A 17,306-nucleotide genomic window follows, 5' to 3' on the forward strand; every position below is an offset into this window, starting at 1 on the left:
ATGGGAACTGCGCGATGAAAGGGGACAAAGTGGTGCGAGCTATTCGTGGGGCCATTCAGGTCGCCGCCAATGACCGAGACTCCATCCTTTCGGGGACCACCGAGCTGGTGACTGCGGTCATGGAGCGCAACCAGCTCACGACCGACGACGTGATCAGCGTCATCTTCACCTGCACCCTCGACCTCACCGCGGAGTTCCCGGCCCTGGCCGCGCGCAAGCTCGGCTTCCACGACGTGCCGCTCATCTGCTCCACCGAGATCGACGTGCCGGGGTCGATGCCCCGCGTCGTCCGCCTGATGGCCCATGTCGCCACCGACAAGCCGCGTCAGGAGATCCAGCATGTCTACCTCCGGGGCGCCGCGGCGCTCCGGGTGGACATCGCACAGTAAGACCAGCAATCCACATCGCCCGGTCATCCACCCCTTGGGCGCGAGCAAGCGAGGAAAGTCCTGCCATGACGGTCAGCTCAGTGCTTGACCCCTCGGAGGCGAGAGACGAGATCAGTTCCGTCCTTGTCGTCGGCACCGGCCTGATCGGCACGTCGGTGGCGCTGGCCGTGCGCCGCCACGGCGTGAAGGTCCTGCTGGCCGACCGCGATCCATCGGCGGTACGGCTGGCGCGTGAGCTTGGCGCGGGGGAGGAGTGGGAGCCGGGGCGGACCGCCGACCTGGCCGTGATCGCGGTGCCGCCGCAGGTGGTCGCGCGTCAGCTGCTTGAGCTGCAGAAAGAGGGCGCGGCCCGCTTCTACACCGACGTGGCCAGCGTGAAGGCGCTGCCCATCGCGCTGGCGGAGGAGCTCGGCTGCGACATGAGCGCATACGTCGCCGGGCACCCGCTCGCCGGCCGGGAGAAGTCGGGCCCCGGGGCCGCCCGGGCCGACCTGTTCCTAGGCCGGCCGTGGGCGCTCTGCCCCACCGAGCGCACCGCACCCGAGGCGCTGCGCGCGGCCCTGGCGCTCACCGTGTTGTGCGGCGGCAACGCCGTCGAGGTGGACGCCGCGGCGCACGACGAGGCCGTGGCCGTCATCTCGCACGCGCCGCACGTCGCGGCGTCGGCGGTGGCGGCACGCCTGGTCGACGCCACCGACACCGCGCTCGGCCTCGCCGGGCAGGGGGTGCGTGACGTCACCCGGGTCGCGGGCGGCGACCCGGCCCTCTGGCTCGGCATCCTGTCGGGCAACGCCCGGCCCGTCGCCGCGGTGCTGGAGGCCGTCGCGGCCGACCTCGCGGGCGCGGCGCGGGCGCTGCGGGCGCTCGACGCCGGTGAGGAGCCGGCGGGGGAGAAGCTGACCGGGCTGCTCTCCCGGGGGGTGACCGGTCACGGGCGCATTCCCGGCAAGCACGGCGGTCCCGCCCCGGCCTACGTGGTGGTGCAGGTCGTCGTGGGCGACCGTCCCGGTGAGCTCGCCAGGTTGTTCCAAGTGGCAGACGGGATCGGGGTCAACATCGAGGACGTGCGGCTGGAGCACGCCCCGGGTCTCCCCGTCGGTGCGGCCGATCTCTATGTGCAGCCGGAGGCGGCGGCGCCGCTGTCCGAGGCGCTCCGGGCTCACGGGTGGCACGTGCCTTAGCGGGCTTGTGCCGTACTCCGCGATCAGCGAAATACTCAAGGGGACGAGGAAAGCGCATAACCTCGTCTGCGGACATTTGACTAAAGGGAGCAGGGAGAGCCGTGACCGCACTGGTCGTCGCCATGGACGGGCCTTCGGGATCGGGCAAGTCGAGCGCGTCGCGTGGGGTGGCCCGCGCGCTGGGGTTGCGTTATCTCGACACCGGGGCGATGTATCGCGCGATCACCTGGTGGGTGCTGCGCGAGGGCATCGACCTGACCGACCCCGGGATGATCGCAGCCAGGGCGGAGGAGCCGGTGCTCCAGGTCGGCACCGACCCGGTGGCCCCCACGATCGGCGTCGACGGCGTCGACGTGGCCGGGCCGATCCGTAGCGCCGAGGTGACGGCGGCGGTGAGCGCGGTCAGTGCGGTGCCGGAGGTGCGGCGACGGCTCGTGGCCGAGCAGCGCGAGATCATCGGCGCGGGCGACATCGTGGTCGAAGGGCGCGACATCGGCACCGTGGTGGCGCCGGACGCGCAGCTCAAGGTTTATCTTGTGGCCAGTGCCCACGCCCGCGCCACCCGCCGAGCGGCCGAGGTGGCGGGCAGCACCCTTGAGGCGCAGCGCGCCGACATGGCCCGCCGCGACCACCTCGACTCCACCAGGGTCACCGACCCCCTCGCGATGGCGTCCGACGCCGTCGAACTCGACACCACCGCGCTCAACCTCGACGAGGTGATCGCGGAGATACTCCGACTTATTAAGGAACGCACGTGACCGCCGAGAGCGACTACGACGACAGCGGCTGGATCGCTGCCGAACTCGCCGGGATGGAGGACGAGCGCGAGGCCGCCGAGGCCGATGCGGGGCCGCTGCCCGTCGTCGCCGTCGTGGGCAGGCCCAACGTCGGCAAATCCACCCTGGTCAACCGCATTCTCGGCCGCCGCGAGGCGGTCGTCGAGGATGTGCCGGGGGTGACGCGGGACCGGGTGACCTACGAGGCGTCCTGGCGTGGGCGCAGGTTCACCCTCGTCGACACCGGCGGGTGGGACCCCGACGCGACGGGCATGGCCCAGCGCATCGCCGAACACGCCCAGATCGCTGCCGAACTCGCCGACGTCATCCTGTTCGTGGTGGACGCCACGGTGGGCATCACCGACTCCGACCAGGCCGTGTCGGGTGTGCTCCGCCGTTCAGGCAAGCCGATCGTGCTCGCCGCCAACAAGGTCGACGACCAGCGGGCCGAGCTTGAGGCCAACGTGTTGTGGTCGCTCGGCCTGGGCGAGCCCTACCCCGTGTCGGCCCTGCACGGACGGGCCAGCGGCGACCTGCTCGACGTCGTGCTGGAGGCGCTGCCCGAGGCACCGCCGCAGCGCTTCGGCGCCGAACGCGGCCCGCAGCGCATCGCGCTCGTGGGCAAACCCAACGTGGGCAAGTCGTCCCTGCTCAACAAGCTGGCGGGGGAGGAGCGTGTGCTGGTCGACCCGATGGCGGGCACCACACGCGACCCGGTCGACGAGCTGATCGAGCTCGGCGGCAAGACCTGGCGCTTCGTCGACACCGCGGGCATCCGCCGGCGCGAGCGCGAACTCCAGGGCGCCGACTTCTACGCCGGCATGCGCACCAAGTCCGCGCTTGAGCGGTCGGAGGTCGCCGTCGTGCTGATCGACGCGAGCGACACCCTCACCGAGCAGGACCTCCGCATCCTGTCGATGGTGATCGAGTCGGGCCGGGCCATGGTCGTCGCCTTCAACAAGTGGGACCTGGTCGACGAGGACCGGCGCTACTACCTGGAGAAGGAGATCGACCGCCAGCTCGCCCGGGTGCCATGGGCGTTGCGGGTCAACATCTCCGCCAAGACCGGGCGCCATGTGGACAGGCTGGTGCCGGCCATCGAGCGGGCGCTGGAGTCGTGGCGCACCCGCGTGCCGACAGGACGGCTCAACTCGTTCATCACCGAGCTCGTCCAGCAGACGCCGCCGCCGGTCCGCAGTGGCAAGCAGCCCAAGATTCTCTTCGCGACCCAGGCCGCGGTGGAGCCGCCCAAGTTCGTGCTCTTCACCTCGGGGTTCCTGGAGGAGCAATACCGCCGCTTCATCGAGCGGCGCATCCGCGAGGACTTCGGCTTCGCGGGCAGCCCCATCTCGCTCACCATGAAGATCCGGGAGAAGCGGGGCGGGAGCGCAAAGAAGAAGTAATTGAGGGGCTACCTAGGGTCTGACTGTGTGTAATCATGGAAACGTGAATCGTCGCTCTAGGTCACGTGGTGGAGTCGGCCGCAAGGCCGTCGCGGCCCCACCATGTCCCCTCATTCGGCCCTCCACGGCCGGCACGCCGTAAGGCTGCCCGACGGCCGGCGGTGTGACCGTCCGGCACGCCTCACGGCAAGGTCCTGGGCCCCCGAATCCACGGGTGCCCAGGACCCTAACTTTTTTGGTACGGCAGAAGCCTGGTCGGCGGGGGTTTCGGCCTTCGGCCCTCTGGCCTTTGGCTCCGGCCCGTGGTTCTGGTCAGTGCCTCGGTCCTGTTTCCGCGTTACTCCGTGCGTCGGCTGCGCTGCCCCAACGGTGATCTTTGGCCCAGGGGGTCAGAGGTCAGGGGTTGTGGGGCGGATGAGGCCGGTTTCGTAGGCGTAGACGACCACCTGGGCGCGGTCGCGTAGTCCGAGTTTGACCAATACGCGGCTCAGGTGGGTCTTGACCGTCGCCTCGGCCAGATGCAACGCAGCGGCGACCTCGGCGTTGGACAGTCCGCGTGCCACCTGCGCCAGCACCTCGTGTTCGCGTGTGGTCAGGTGCGCCAGCCGTTCGTCTCGTTCGGCGGGGCTCGGCGTCATCTGCGGCGCGAACCTCTCCAGGACGCGGCGGGTGACGCGAGGCGACAGTGCCGCCTCTCCCGCCGCGACGTTGCGGATCGCGCTCAGCAGCTCCTGCGGCGGCGTGTTCTTCGGCAGGAATCCGGCCGCTCCGGCTTTCAGCCCGGCGAAAGCGTATTCGTCCAGGTCGAAGGTGGTCAGGATGATGACCCGCGAGCGTGGACTGTCCCGGACGATTCTGCGTGTGGCCTCGATGCCGTCCAGCCCCGGCATGCGCACGTCCATCAACACCACGTCGGGGCGCAGGTGCCTGGCCAGCCGGGCCGCCTGCTCGCCGTCGTCCGCCTCACCGGCCACCTCCATGTCCGGCTCGGAGTCGAAGACCATGCGGAAGGCCATCCGCAGCAGCGACTCGTCGTCGGCGATCAGTAGCCGGATCATCGTGGTGCTCCCAGGTTCAGCACGGTCGGGCTTGCAATGGGTCATCGTGGCGCTTCGGGGTCCAGCACGGCTCGCCATGGGTCATTGTGGCGCGTCGAGGTTCAGCACGGCCAGCACCCGCCATCCGCCACCCGGCACCGGCCCGGCGTCCAGGCTCCCGCCGTAGGAGGCCACCCTTTCGCGCATGCCCGCGATCCCACGCCCATCACCTCGGAACTCAGACACCCGGGTTCCGGCGGCCGTCGCCGGCTGTGGTGACGCAGAGCGGGGCACGGAGGCGCCGGCCGCAACCGGATCACGAACGTCGATGACCTCCACCTCGGCACGGTGCGACGATGCTTCGACCCGCACCTCCGCGCGGGCTCCGGGTGCGTGACGCAGCGTGTTCGTCAGCGCCTCCTGAACCAGCCGGTAGATCGTCAGCTGGGCGGCGGCGGGAACCGCCTCGATGTCACCCGCCACCCGGACGCGCGTCGCCAGCCCTGTCGCGCGCATCCGCTCGGCCAGCGGGCCGAGCTCGGCGATCCCGGGGGCGGGTTGCAGCATCTCGTCGAAACGGTTTTCCGAGCCGGCGCGGTCGGTGCGGTCGGTGCTCAGGGAGCGGCGCATGTCCTGCAAGGCCTGGCGTCCCGTCGCGGCGATCTGCTCCATCGCCGCTGCGGCCCGGTCCGGCGCACTGTGGCGGACGTAGGCGGCGCTGTCCGCCAGCGCCACCATGACCGACAGGTTGTGGGTGACGATGTCGTGCATGTCGCGGGTCATGCGTGCGCGTTCCTCGGCGACGGCCAGCCGCGCCCGTTGCTCGCGGTCGTGTTCCAGGGAGGTCACGTAGGCTCGCCGTACCCGCATCCACAGGCCGCTCATGAGCGCGACGGCGGCCATGGCGCTCAGCGCGGCAGCCGTGAAGGGGAACTGCCCGGGCGGTGCCCAGCGGGCGGCGGCCATCAGCACCCCGCCTTCCAGCGCGACCGCCGCCACCAGGGTGCGGCGCCAGGGGCGGTGCGCGGCGACCGTGTACATCGCCACCAGAAGTGCGGCGTCGGCGGGAAGCTGCACGTCCAGCGTCCACTGGACGGCGGCGGCGAGTCCGATCAGACCCATGACCGTCATCGGAGCAAGTCGTCTCCAGGCCAGTGGCGCCACCAGCGCCGTCTGCAGAGCGAGCAACCACGGGGGACCGGGCAGCACCTGGCCGGGGCCGAGTGTGGTCAGGAACAACGCGGCGGCCAGCACGGCGTCGGCGGGCACGGTCGACCATCGGCTCAGCGCGGTGATGCGGGCCGGACGGTCGCCTGGGTTCATGGGCTTCACCCTAGTTGTCCTGCGGGTTCGCTCCCGCTCCTCCCTGAGGACGACCGTCATCCGAAGGTCGCATGCTCTCGTGCGGTTGTTCTGTGACGCTCCTCCCCAGGAGGGACCGTCATCCGAAAGTCGCATGTGTGCGTGCGACCTCCGCCGCTGGCCCACGGGTATGCCGAGCTGCCAGCCTCGTCGGACTTCCATTTCCGTTCGAGGAGTTGTCGCATGTCCTTTGTTAGGAAAAGTACGGATCTGACCGGGGGAAGCGGAGACAGCGGTTACAAGCGCCGGGTGCCCGCTGTCTCGAAAGCCGCGGGCAAGATCGCAGGGCTGGCCGTGCTGGTGTCGGCGCTCTCCCTGCCGATGGCCGGTGCCGAGGCCGGAAGCTCGGTCAGGGCCGCCGCCGACACCGAGGGCCCGATCAAGGTGAGCCTGCCCGCGCCCACCGGCCCGTATCCGATTGGGACGGTGGCGCTGCGGCTGGTCGATCGCTCGCGGCCCGATCCGCTCGTGCCGGCTGTGCCGTACCGGGAACTGATGATCAGCCTGTGGTATCCGGCCACAGGTGGCGGGCAGCTCGCGCCGCACATGGCGCCGATGGCCGCCGCCGACTGGGATCGGCACTCGGCGCCGCCCATGGGCATCACCAAGGGGGCCGTGGACTGGTCCGCCACGCGCACCCATGCCCGTGTGGGCGCACCGGTCGAGCCGCGTGCGGGCAAGCTTCCTGTGGTGCTGTTCGGTTCGGGGGACGGCGGGCCGCGCACGCTGGGCACCGGCCTGGTCGAGGACCTGGCCTCGCGCGGCTACCTGGTCGTCGCCGTCGACCACACCTATGAGGCCGATCAGGTGGAGTTTCCCGGTGGTCGCCTGGTGCGCGCCCTGCCGCTCCCCGCGAAGCTGACGCCGAGGGTCATCGCCAAACTGCTGACCAAGCACTCACGGGCGCGCCTGGCGGACATGCGCTACGTCCTGGACCAGGTCACCGCCCTGGCCGAAGGCCGCTCGATCGGCGGCAAACTGCCCGAGGGGATGCTCGGTGCACCCGACACCTCGCGGATGGGAATGCTGGGCCAGTCGCTCGGCGGGTCGGTCGCCGCCCAACTGACCCGCGACGACCCCCGCGTGGACGCGGGCGTCAACCTCGACGGCGCCTACGTCGGCCCGGTGGCCAAACGCGGTGTGGCGAGGCCGTTCCTGCAACTGGCGGCCGAGACCCACACACGTGACAACGAGCCGAGCTGGAAGTCGTTCTGGCGTGCCTCGACCGGCTGGAAACGAGAACTCCGCTTCAAGGGCGCGGCCCACGGCTCGTTCACCGACCTGCAGCCGCTCCTCCCGCAGATCGCGGCCAAGCTTCCCAAGGTGCCACTCGTGGACTTTGTGGGCACGATCGACCCCGGCCGCTCGGTGGCGGCCCAGCGCGCCTACGTCGGAGCCTTCTTCGACCTGCACCTCCGAGGCAAGCCGACCCCCCTGTTCGAGACCCCCGACACTCGCTTCCCCGAGGTCTCCCTCATCCCCTGACCCCGCAACGCCGGCCCCCGCTTACACGGCCGTCTTCCTGGTCGGGGGTACTGCGCCAGGATCACGAGGCCGGCCCTCAGGGCAGGCGGTCTGTTCGCCGGTGGGGTAACTCACTGCCACAGGCTCTGCATTATCGTCGCGAACTGCCCAGAATGGTGATGAGGGCTGCTCCCCTCATCACCATCTTGGCCTTCGGCAGCGTCAGGGGCCGGCGACAGACATCCCCCCTCAACAGTTGCCCCCCGCCTGCCGCAGTTGCTGACCTTCGGCGGCAAGTCTGCAAAAATTCTGCGCAGTCAGGCTCACCGGAGGCCTGATCGGCTCAAGTGTCCCGTCGCGGGAGGAGCAGTGCCAGGCCCGTGCCCACCGCGCACAGGACGGCCGTGATCAGGAATATCTCCGTATATTCGATGTGCAGCGCCTCGGTCACCTTGGCCTGGTAGGCCGTCATCTGCCGGGCGAACTCCTGGGGCTGCACCCCGATCGGCAGCGGTGTGTCGAGGTCGGCTGTGAGGGACTGGAACCGGTAGAACCCCCACGCCGACAGGGCGGCGACGCCGAGCAGCATGCCCATCATGCGTGCCACGACCACCGCGGCCGACGCCACGCCGTGCTGCACGGCGGGAGTGAGCCGGAGGACCGCCGACGACACGGGGGCGATGACGATGCCCAGGCCGAGCCCGGCCACGACGAGGTCGAGGTCGAGTCTGCGCAGGCCCATGCCGTACGTCGCGTTCGCCAGGTCCAGGGGCCAGGTGGCGATGAGCGCGTAGCCGAGGGTGGCCGCGGCCATGCCGGCGACGGCGACGACGCGTTCGCCGAGGCGGCGGACGAGGAGGCCGCCGAGGAGCGCGGCGACGGACAGGGCGATGAGGAACCGCGACAGGACGAGTGCGCCGTCGACGGTGTCCAGCCTGAGCAGGGTCTGCGCGGTGAGCTGGACGTTGACGAGGGTCGCGAGGAGGGCGGCGCCGGTGAGGAAGCTCACGGCGAGGGTGCCGAGGAGTGGTCCCTGGCGCAGGCCGGTGAGGTCGAGGAGGCGGGTGCGCGACCGGATCTCCCACACGACGAACACGACGCCGACGGCGGCGCCCGCGCCGATGACGGGCAGACCCCAGGAGGGAAGCACGGCCTTGGCCGGGTCGGGGTTGTAGAGGCCGGTGACGAGAAGGCCGAGGGAGAGGGCGAGCAGCACCCCGCCCACCACGTCGATCTTCCGCGGCGAGACGCCGGCGGGGCGCCCGGGCGGCACGGTGAGGTGTACGGCGACCGCCGCGACGAGGGCGAGTGGCAGGTTGACGTAGAAGATCGTGCGCCAGCCGCCGAACGGCTGGCCGAGGAGCTGTCCGGCGGGGAGCAGGGCGGCGAGGCCCGCGCCGTATAGCGGGCCGAGGACGCTGCCGAGCTCCTGGGCGGCGCCGACCGCGCCGAGTGCGAGGGGCCTGCCCTTCTCCTCCCACAGGTCGCCGACGAGCGCCATCGTGATGGGCAGCAGCGCACCCCCGGCGAGGCCCTGGACGGCGCGGCCGGCGACCAGCAGCGGCACGTCGGTCGCGACGGCGGTGAGCGCGGAGCCGAGGGCGAAGCCGGCGAGGCAGGCCTGGATGAGCGCGCGTCTGCCGTAGCGGTCGGAGAGGCTGCCGAGGAGCGGCATCGCGGCGATATAGCCGAGCAGGAAGCCGGTGACGACGGGGGTGGCGCGTTCCATGTGGTTGAGCGGCACGCCGACGTCGCGGGAAATGTCGATCAGCACCGTCACCACGACGTAGGCGTCGAGGGCGGCCAGGAGTACGGCGAGGCCGCCGACGCCGAGCGCGACGCGCCGCCGCGAGCGGGCACCGCCGCCCGGGCCGGGCGTCGTGGCCGGGGTGGTGCGCTGGGTCGTCACGGGTTACTCCGCGGGGGGTGTGACCTGGACGGGGGCGTCGTAGTCGCGGAACGACACCGTGACCTCGCCCGCGTTGCCGCCGCTGCCGAGCGGCAGGCTGACCTTGAGCAGCCGGCCGCTCGCCTTGTCGATCCACAGTTTGCCGTTGACGCCCTGGGTGACGCCGGGGATGAGCTTGGCGAGGACCTGCTGGGACAGAGCGGCGCGCACGCGGTAGGCGTCGGCGCCGGCGACCTGCTCGGCCGCCTCGGTGTGGACGTCGGACGCGGTGCTCATGAGCTGGGCGACCCCCTGAGCGGGGTTGAGGATGACCGACGGGTCGTAGATCGCGGCCAGTTCCTGCCGTGTCATGATCTGATAGCCGCCGGTGGGGCCCTTGAAGTGCACCTTGTCGCCGACGAGCACAAAGTTGACCTCGGTCAGGGTGCCGAGGAAGTCGAGCTGGAGTTTGCCGTCCGCGTCGCCTGTCGCGCTGACGCGGCCTTCGCCGCGCTTGACCGGCACAGGAGGTTTGCCGGTGGTCTCCAGGGTGAACGCCGCGGACTTGGCGCCCTTCGTGGCCTCGGCGGACTTCTTGAGCAGGTCGGCTCCGGCGGGCAGGTCGCCTCCGCCCGTGGAGGAACCGGAGCACGCCGCCGTGATGAACACCATGGCGAGAAGCGGTGCGATCACCGCGAGGATTCGGCGAAGGGACATGCCCCGGATCGTAGCCATCGCGGGGGGAGTTCGAGCGTGGGGCCCATATCGGTTTCGCTTCGACCCGCCCGTGGCTGGTCGCCGGGGTCACCGGCGCAGGGGCGGGCCGCTCCGAGCGGACACGCGGGCGTCGCCTGGCCGGGCAGGCGCCGCACGGTCAGCGGAGCTTCTTCAAGTGGTCCACGATCGGGGTGTAGGCGCGCTCAAGGAACTGGAGCTGCTCGTCGCCGAGGAGATCGAGGAAGTGCTCCCGGACCCCCGTCACATGGTAAGGGGCCACCTTTTTGATCATTTCCCAGCCGTGCGCGGTCAGCACGGCGAAGGTGCCCCTCCGGTCGGAGGAGCAGCTTTCCCGCACGACGAGGCTGGCGGCCTCCATGCGCGAGATCTGGTGGGACAGCCGGCTCCGGCTCTGGATCGTCGCGTCGGCGAGGTCGCTCATGCGCATGCGATGGCCCTGGCTCTCCGAGAGGTTGACCAGGATCTCGTAGTCGTTGAGGGAGAGGCCGAAGGACGACAGCTCCCGGTCGAGCCGGTGCATCAGTAGCTTGTGCGCGGACAGGTGCACCCGCCAGGCACGCTGCTCGGCCGAGCTGAGCCAGCGGGTCGCGACGTTCTCCGTCTCAAGCGTGCTCATCGGTCTCCCTCGGAAGGTCGTGACTCACGATGATGGCAGAACGCGCGTGGGATGCCGGGCGCTTCACCCCGCGTGGTCTCGGCGCGGCCGCCGCACTCCGGTGCCGGACGGCCTTTGGATGGACTTGGGGACTCAAGGATGATCCTCCTGACGATCGGTCGTGAAAGCGGAGCCCCGGAAGGGGTTCCCCTGGTTGAGAAGGGGAGGATGTCAAGATCTCAATCTACAACCCGGCGGCCCGCGGCGAGCGTGATCCGCAGCCGGGCCGTGACGGGGAGTGCCGGGGCCCGGGATCGCCGCAGACGGCAGGGTCGGTGATGTTGGTCACCGCCGACCTGCCCGTCGGTAGGCGTCCGCTGGGTGCTACCTCGCCAGGAGCGCGCTCATCCACGTCTCGATCTCGTCGGGGTGCCTGGGCAGGGCCCGCGACATCATCCTGGCGCCGTCCGCGGTGATCACGAAGTCGTCCTCGATGCGCACGCCGATGCCCCTGAACTCCTCGGGCACCGTGAGATCGTCGGGCTGGAAGTAGATCCCGGGCTCCACGGTGAGCACGTGGCCCTCGGCGAGGGTGCCGTCGAGATATGCCGAGGCCCTGGCCTTGGCGCAGTCGTGCACGTCCAGGCCGAGCATGTGGCCGCTGCTGGCCAGCGTGTACCTGCGGTACAGCCCGTTCGCGGGGTCCAGGGCCTCGTCGGCGCCGATCTTCAGCACGCCCCACTCGTGCAGGCCCTCGGCGATCACCCGCATGCCGGCGCGGTGGAAGTCGCGGAAGCTCGCCCCCGGGCGCAGGGTGGCGATGGCGGTGTTTTGCGCCTCGTAGACCAGCTCATAGATCTGCCGCTGGATCGGGGTGAACCGCCCGGACAGCGGCAGGGTGCGGGTGATGTCGGCGGTGTAGAGGTTGTCGGTCTCCACACCGGCGTCCAGCAGGAGCATCTCCCGCTCGTCGAGCCTGCCGTCGTTGCGGATCCAGTGGAGCACGCAGGCGTGGGCGCCGGAGGCCGCGATGGTGTCGTAGCCCACGTCGTTGCCCTCAAGGCGGGCCCGCAGCCCGAAGACCCCCTCGATGTAGCGTTCGCCGCGGCGGTGCGCCAGCGCCTGGGGGAGGGCGCGCACGACGTCCTCGAAGCCCATGTGGGTGGCGTCGACGGCCCGCTGCAGCTCGGCGATCTCCCACTCGTCCTTGACCAGCCGCGACTCCGACAGGTGGACGGCGAACTCGACGTCGCCGTCGCCGGGGCTCACCAGCCCGTCCACGACGGGGTCCACTCCCCGCAGCACCCGGGCGGGGCCGGTGAGGGCGTCCTTCAGCGCGGAGATGGGGGCGCAGTCGATCTCGTAGAGCGCCGCGGCCTCGGCGAGGTCGGTGCGGCGGCCCACCCAGAACTCCCCGTAGACCCGGTCGCGGTAGAACTCCTGGCCGGCGCGCCCCTCGGCCTGGCGGGGCGAGCGGGGGCGGGTGAACAGGGTGGCGGCGCCGGTGGGGGAGATCACCAGCACATCGTCGGGCTCCTGCCCGCCGCACAGGTGGGTGAAGGCGGAGTGTGCCCGGAACCGGTAGTCGCAGTCGTTGCTGCGGACCTTGTGCGTGCCTGAGGGGATCACGAGGGTCTCGCCGGGGAACCGCTCGGCCAGCGCGGCCCTCCGTTTGGCGGCCCAGGCGGCCACGGGGAGCGCGTCGAGGCCGTCACGGGTGGTGTCGGCCCAGCCGGTCTTCATGAACTCCGCGAGCGCGTCGGTCACAGGAAGATCGTGACTGCCCGTGTTGAGCGGGGAACTCTCGCTCATCAAACCCCCAAACAGTGCGATATTCCGCATTATCCAATGAAGCGTACGGCTTATCGCAACCTTAAGCCGGGCGCCGCATCTCAGCCAGACCCGGCCCTGAGCTCTTGACGTGGGCCGCTTCCTGGGCGTTGCCTGACGATAGGTGGTCCATTTGCTGGAAAGTAGGGGTGATTTTGGCGGATTCACATCTTGCCAATCGCACCCCACACGCCCCGGGGGCGCATGCGAGCCGGACAAACAGGCCCCCCAAGCGCGCTTAAGGATGTTCCGGGTGGGGCAACTCTGAAGGTACTTCACAGCATGATCGGAGGTGGTTTCCATGCTCATCGGAACGATCTTGCAGGGTAAGGGTAGAGATGTCGTGACCGTCCGTCCGGACGCGAGCGTCACCGAGTTGCTGGCCACACTCGCCGAACGGAACATCGGCGCCGTGGTGGTCTCCGAAGACGGGGCCACCATCGCCGGCATCGTGTCGGAGCGTGACGTGGTGCGGCGGCTTCACCAGTACGGCTCGGAGATCCTCGACGCTCCGGTGTCCAGAATCATGACGACCAACGTACGGACCTGCACACCCGGCGAGAACGTCGAGGAGCTCCGCAAGACCATGACCACGCACCGTTTCCGCCACGTCCCCGTCGTCGACAAGAACGGCAGACTGGTGGGCCTGGTCAGCATCGGTGACGTAGTCAAAACCGCGATTGAAGAGTTGGAGACGGAGAAGGCGTCACTTGTGGGCTACATCCACGGCGCCCCCCGCACCCTGAACCCGACCGTCTGACCCCCGACCCCCTGCCCCCCGAGCCCATCGACTCCTGACGGCAGCGGACACAGCGCCGGGCCCCGCCTCACCCACAGCGGGGCCCGGTCGCCGCTCGCGGCCCGGCGGTGCTCCCCCGGGCCACTCGCGTTACTGCACGATGATCTTGTCGACCTCCAGGGTGAGGCCGTCGACCTCCCGGGTCGAGGTGCCGGTGGTCACCGTACCCTCACCCCTTGCGACACCCTTGGCCTTGAAGGAATAGGTCAAGGTCTCGCCCGGCGCGCCCGGCGTGCTGGTGACCCGCAGGTCCGTCGTCGGCGGCCCGGAGATCCGGGTGCCTCCGGTGCCCGTGGAGTTCTCCGCGCCGACCGTCAACCCGAGGCCGCCGCCGGGGTCACCCGGCAGGTTGCCCGGGTCGTAGGCGTAACTGATGTCCTCACTGCCGTTGAGGCCGATCCACTGCTGGAAGACCTTCAGCGCACCGCCGCCGGCGACCTTCAGGCGCCATTCCAGCACCAGCCAGTCGCTCACCCCGTCGGTCAGGATGCCGTAGAGCACACCCGGCGCGTCCGTCCCGTCGAGGTCGGTCCAGTAGCTCGCGAGCACGTTGTTCGGGAGTGCCGGATCCGGCACCGCCTGCGGTGCCGGGCTGATCTGGTCTGGGTCTGCGCCCCCCGGCACCGAGTAGCCGTTCGACACGACCCCGATGCGCGTATAGGTCTGGCCGCTGTAGACGAACGCGGGCACCCCCAGGTTGACCGCCTGCTCGTCACCGAGCGGGACCGGTGTGAACCCGAAGGCGTCCAGCGGGATATACCCCGCGGGCCCCGAGCCGGGGGCGACGTTCGGGGTGTCCGGTGTGCGCCCGGCGAGGTTCTTCCTGGCGGTCACCACCTGGGAGCCGACCCTGGTCGCGCCCGTCGCGGAGGTGATCCGCAGCTTGGAGTTCGCCGTGCTGACCGCGGTCACCTCGGTGGCGGTGAAGGTGTCGTTGCGCACGCTCACCGTGCAGGTGGACTCGGCGTTCCGCGCGATCGTCTCGGGCGTGCAGGTCTGCTCGACCGGCACCGCGCCCTCCTTGCGGAAGAACGCCACCGGCAGGCCGACGTCGCGGCTGCCGCCCACCTGCTTGAGGTTGACCCGGCCGAAGTACTGCCCGTCGGCCAGTCCCGGCGCCGTGATGACCACCTTGAGCGTGATGCTCTTACCCGGTCGCAGGGTGAACGCGGGCGGGATCACCGTGATGTCCGCCCCGTTCACCGTGGTCCCCGACGCACGGTAGGTCAGCGTGCGGCTGGTCACGTTCTTCACCGTGCGGTTGGCGGTGATGAGCCCCGGCATGGTCGGCGCGTTCACCGACGGCAGGTTGAGGTTGATGCGTGCCCTCGGGTCGGCGGCCGAGGCGGCGAAGTTCTCCGCGGTCTCGTCCAGGGTGAGGCCCGGGTCGCCCGCCTTCGTGAGGTCGATGCGCCCGCCGCCCGTGTCGAACGGATCAGCCGGCGTGACCCGGTCCGACTTGGTCACCTTGGTGGTGGCCGTCGTCTCCAGCGCCGACTTCACCTGGCCCGGCGTCCAGTCCGGGTGCAGCGCGAACAGCAGCGCCGCCGCCCCCGCCACGTGCGGAGCCGACATCGAGGTGCCGGCGATGACCTGGAAGAGGTTGCCCGCCGGACCGCCCGCCGGGGTGTCCGGGGTCGGGGTGTGCCCGGCCAGGATATGCAGGCCCGGGGCGGTCACGTCCGGCTTGAGGAAGTCCCCGCCGGGACCGCGGGAGGAGAAGTGCGTGATCGCGTCCCCGGCCCAGGTGGACTCGGCACCTTGGGCGAACGAAGCCGTCGCGCCCGGGTTCGCCTGGAGGAACGCCAGCAGGGCGTCGGTCTCTGGCTTGTCCACGTGGACGGTGGGCAGCCAGTGGCTGTCGGTGAAGACGTCACGCGGGGTGGGGTTGGCAAGGATCATCCCGGCCGCACCGCCCTGTCGTACGCTGAAGCCCTTCATCACCCGGCCGCTCGCGCCGAGACACACCACGATCTTGCCGGAGAAGATCCCCGGCGGGGCGGGGGAGGTGCAATCCGCATTTGCGTACGGCGGAGCCGACGCGAGCACGACCCGCTGCGGCGAGGCGACGCCGCCCGTGACGCTCGCCCCCTTCAGCGTGGCGGTCGCCCCGCCCGGCCCCGTGAGGGTGACCGTGGACTGGAAGGTGCGGGTCTGCGTCGAGGCGGCGACCGTGGTCACCCACGGGCCGCGGTGGTCGGTCGTGCCCGCGCCCGGCCCCGCGTTGCCCGCCGAGGCCGAGACGAACACCCCGGCCGCATAAGCGTCGAGGAACGCCAGCTCCACCGGGTCGCTGTAGGGCTCCGAGCCGCCGGAGACCGAGAAGTTGATGACCCGCACACCGTCGAGGATGGCCCGGCCGATGGCCTGCGTCGTGTCCGACTGGTAGCAGCCGTTCATGCCGCACACCTTGTAGACCGACACGTGGGAGGCGGGCGCGATGCCGTGGATCGCACCCCGGTCGATGCCCAGCGGGTTGGCGTTCTGCACCTTGCCGCCGGCGGAGGTGGTGGCCGTGTGCGTGCCGTGGCCGTCGGAGTCGCGGGCGCTGCCGTAAAGCTCCGCCGGCTCCAGCTCGTGGTAGGTGTCGAGGAAGGCCTGGCCGCCGATCAGCTTGTTGTTGCAGGTGAACGGGTCGTTCGCCGGGGTCAGCGGGTTCTCCCCGAAGTCGCACACCCGCGGCGTGCCGTCCTTGGTGGGCGGCGCGGCCGGCAGGTTGCCCGGGTCGGCGAACGACGGGTGCTCGGGCCAGCCGCCCGAGTCGAGCACCCCGACGACGACCCCCTTGCCGGACGAGGCGCTGCCACCCAGCTTCGAATAGATCGCCGGAGCGCCGACGAACGCCGCGCTCTTGTCGGTTAGCAGCGCCTGGCGCTTGTCCTCCTGCACCGCCGCCACTCCCGGCAGCTTGAGCAGCTCCGCCGAGCGGTTGGCGGGCAACCGTACACTCACCCCGCCGTAGACCACCCGCAGCCGCTGCCCGGCCTTCGCCTCCGGCACCCGCTTGGCCAGCTCGGCGAGGAAGGTGTTCTCCACACCTTCGATGTGCTTCTCGTATTTCTTCGCATCGGCGCTACGTGTGTCCAGCGCCTTACCGGTCTCGGCCGGACTGGTGGCCGCCAGCCCGCCGACCCCGCCCCGATAGGCGGCGAGCGAGTCGTAGTCAAGCTTGACGATCACGTTGGCCGGCTTGAGCGAGGTCGACTTCAACAACGCCTCGCTGCTCTGCGCGAGCTGGCCGCTGGGCGACGAGGCCCCGTTGACGACCTCCCCCGCCGGCACAGGCTTCGGCGTCCACTTGGTCGTGGACGCCGTCGACGGCGACGGCTCGGCCACCGCCGCCTGCGCGGGCACCAGCACAACGGCGGCGGCTACCGCCGCCGCCATTCCCCTCCGACGTCCGGATAACCAGCCGGGCCGGGACTTCTGTGACACGACACCTCCATCAGCGTGGCCGCGGGCACTCACCACCGGGCATGCATGAAGGAGTCGCGTCACCCATGGCACGTGGAATAGGGGGACTCGACCCCTCCCCATGGGGTGACGAGAGAACGACCGTCAGTTACGGGCGGAACGATCCAACGCACAAGTCTAACGTTGGGTGATTTTTTACGCATAGATCAGTAGTTGACTGAGATTGCCCAGTATTTAGGCAGTAACACTCCGCCTTCGATCCCCGATGTACGCTGCCTCTCAGCGCCCCGTTCCGTCATTGAGAGGCATCGGCCCGGCCCCGAACAGCCGCATGAGTTCTTCCTAGACCGCAGTGGCCGGCCCAGCGTGCCCGCAGCTCGGTGTAGTGGCTGACGGCCAGAGCGTCGAGGCTGCACCGATGGTGGCGGCC

13 protein-coding genes are annotated in these 17,306 nt (G+C 70.2%); 6 read left to right on the forward strand and 7 right to left on the reverse strand.

Annotated elements, in window-relative coordinates; all coding sequences use genetic code 11:
* Nucleotides 1–14 precede the first annotated feature (14 nt).
* The 4 genes from aroH to der all read left to right on the forward strand — a co-directional run bounded on the left by aroH (nucleotide 15) and on the right by der (nucleotide 3,749).
* Nucleotides 15–389, forward strand: a complete 375-nt coding sequence (gene aroH, locus Ssi02_RS12900; RefSeq protein WP_204025218.1) for a chorismate mutase — start codon at nucleotides 15–17, stop codon at nucleotides 387–389.
* Nucleotides 390–454: 65 nt separating this feature from the next.
* The gene (locus Ssi02_RS12905) at nucleotides 455–1,570 is read left to right on the forward strand and encodes a prephenate dehydrogenase (RefSeq protein WP_204025220.1); all 1,116 of its coding nucleotides are present in this window, start codon (nucleotides 455–457) and stop codon (nucleotides 1,568–1,570) included.
* Nucleotides 1,571–1,671: 101 nt separating this feature from the next.
* Entirely contained in the window at nucleotides 1,672–2,328 is a 657-nt protein-coding gene (gene cmk, locus Ssi02_RS12910; protein ID WP_239128863.1) for a (d)CMP kinase, read from the forward strand.
* Nucleotides 2,329–2,381: 53 nt separating this feature from the next.
* Nucleotides 2,382–3,749 (forward strand): ribosome biogenesis GTPase Der, encoded by a 1,368-nt coding sequence (gene der, locus Ssi02_RS12915; RefSeq protein ID WP_204025335.1) that lies wholly within the window; start codon nucleotides 2,382–2,384, stop codon nucleotides 3,747–3,749.
* A gap of 389 nt (nucleotides 3,750–4,138) precedes the next feature.
* Here der and Ssi02_RS12920 read toward each other — a convergent pair whose 3' ends face one another.
* Nucleotides 4,139–4,807, reverse strand: a complete 669-nt coding sequence (locus tag Ssi02_RS12920) for a response regulator transcription factor (protein ID WP_204025221.1) — start codon at nucleotides 4,805–4,807, stop codon at nucleotides 4,139–4,141.
* Nucleotides 4,808–4,888: 81 nt separating this feature from the next.
* Nucleotides 4,889–6,109 (reverse strand): sensor histidine kinase, encoded by a 1,221-nt coding sequence (locus tag Ssi02_RS12925; RefSeq protein WP_239128864.1) that lies wholly within the window; start codon nucleotides 6,107–6,109, stop codon nucleotides 4,889–4,891.
* Between the two features lie 222 nt (nucleotides 6,110–6,331).
* On the opposite strand from Ssi02_RS12925, the gene Ssi02_RS12930 reads away from it, so the two are divergent.
* Nucleotides 6,332–7,633 carry an alpha/beta hydrolase family protein gene (locus tag Ssi02_RS12930; protein ID WP_239128865.1) on the forward strand — a complete coding sequence of 434 codons (1,302 nt, stop codon included), beginning with the start codon at nucleotides 6,332–6,334 and terminating at the stop codon, nucleotides 7,631–7,633.
* A 322-nt stretch (nucleotides 7,634–7,955) separates the two neighbouring features.
* On the opposite strand, the gene Ssi02_RS12935 is transcribed toward Ssi02_RS12930, so the two are convergent.
* The 4 genes from Ssi02_RS12935 to Ssi02_RS12950 form a co-directional block, all read right to left on the reverse strand.
* The gene (locus Ssi02_RS12935; protein WP_204025223.1) at nucleotides 7,956–9,521 is read right to left on the reverse strand and encodes an MFS transporter; all 1,566 of its coding nucleotides are present in this window, start codon (nucleotides 9,519–9,521) and stop codon (nucleotides 7,956–7,958) included.
* Between the two features lie 3 nt (nucleotides 9,522–9,524).
* Nucleotides 9,525–10,217: an LppX_LprAFG lipoprotein gene (locus Ssi02_RS12940; protein ID WP_204025226.1), complete on the reverse strand. Its 693-nt coding sequence runs from the start codon at nucleotides 10,215–10,217 to the stop codon at nucleotides 9,525–9,527.
* Nucleotides 10,218–10,374: 157 nt separating this feature from the next.
* Nucleotides 10,375–10,854, reverse strand: coding sequence for a MarR family winged helix-turn-helix transcriptional regulator (locus tag Ssi02_RS12945; protein ID WP_204025227.1), 480 nt, complete (start codon nucleotides 10,852–10,854; stop codon nucleotides 10,375–10,377).
* A 363-nt stretch (nucleotides 10,855–11,217) separates the two neighbouring features.
* The gene (locus Ssi02_RS12950; protein WP_239128866.1) at nucleotides 11,218–12,645 is read right to left on the reverse strand and encodes an aminopeptidase P family protein; all 1,428 of its coding nucleotides are present in this window, start codon (nucleotides 12,643–12,645) and stop codon (nucleotides 11,218–11,220) included.
* A gap of 319 nt (nucleotides 12,646–12,964) precedes the next feature.
* On the opposite strand from Ssi02_RS12950, the gene Ssi02_RS12955 reads away from it, so the two are divergent.
* Complete coding sequence (locus Ssi02_RS12955; protein WP_204025244.1) at nucleotides 12,965–13,423, forward strand: CBS domain-containing protein; 459 nt, start codon at nucleotides 12,965–12,967, stop codon at nucleotides 13,421–13,423.
* A gap of 129 nt (nucleotides 13,424–13,552) precedes the next feature.
* On the opposite strand, the gene Ssi02_RS12960 is transcribed toward Ssi02_RS12955, so the two are convergent.
* Nucleotides 13,553–16,849: a S8 family serine peptidase gene (locus tag Ssi02_RS12960; protein WP_204025245.1), complete on the reverse strand. Its 3,297-nt coding sequence runs from the start codon at nucleotides 16,847–16,849 to the stop codon at nucleotides 13,553–13,555.
* Nucleotides 16,850–17,306: the final 457 nt, after the last annotated feature.

Source organism: Sinosporangium siamense (assembly GCF_016863435.1).
GTDB classification, from domain to species: domain Bacteria; phylum Actinomycetota; class Actinomycetes; order Streptosporangiales; family Streptosporangiaceae; genus Sinosporangium; species Sinosporangium siamense.

Bases quoted from the DNA above. Each gene is read 5' to 3' on its own strand.
- Ssi02_RS12945 (WP_204025227.1), bottom strand. From the start codon at position 10,854: ATGAGCACGCTTGAGACGGAGAACGTCGCGACCCGCTGGCTCAGCTCG.
- Ssi02_RS12930 (WP_239128865.1), top strand. From the start codon at position 6,332: ATGTCCTTTGTTAGGAAAAGTACGGATCTGACCGGGGGAAGCGGAGAC.
- Ssi02_RS12955 (WP_204025244.1), top strand. From the start codon at position 12,965: ATGCTCATCGGAACGATCTTGCAGGGTAAGGGTAGAGATGTCGTGACC.
- aroH (WP_204025218.1), top strand. From the start codon at position 15: ATGAAAGGGGACAAAGTGGTGCGAGCTATTCGTGGGGCCATTCAGGTC.
- Ssi02_RS12940 (WP_204025226.1), bottom strand. From the start codon at position 10,217: ATGTCCCTTCGCCGAATCCTCGCGGTGATCGCACCGCTTCTCGCCATG.
- der (WP_204025335.1), top strand. From the start codon at position 2,382: ATGGAGGACGAGCGCGAGGCCGCCGAGGCCGATGCGGGGCCGCTGCCC.
- Ssi02_RS12960 (WP_204025245.1), bottom strand. From the start codon at position 16,849: ATGGCGGCGGCGGTAGCCGCCGCCGTTGTGCTGGTGCCCGCGCAGGCG.
- Ssi02_RS12920 (WP_204025221.1), bottom strand. From the start codon at position 4,807: ATGATCCGGCTACTGATCGCCGACGACGAGTCGCTGCTGCGGATGGCC.
- Ssi02_RS12950 (WP_239128866.1), bottom strand. From the start codon at position 12,645: ATGAGCGAGAGTTCCCCGCTCAACACGGGCAGTCACGATCTTCCTGTG.
- Ssi02_RS12905 (WP_204025220.1), top strand. From the start codon at position 455: ATGACGGTCAGCTCAGTGCTTGACCCCTCGGAGGCGAGAGACGAGATC.
- Ssi02_RS12925 (WP_239128864.1), bottom strand. From the start codon at position 6,109: ATGAACCCAGGCGACCGTCCGGCCCGCATCACCGCGCTGAGCCGATGG.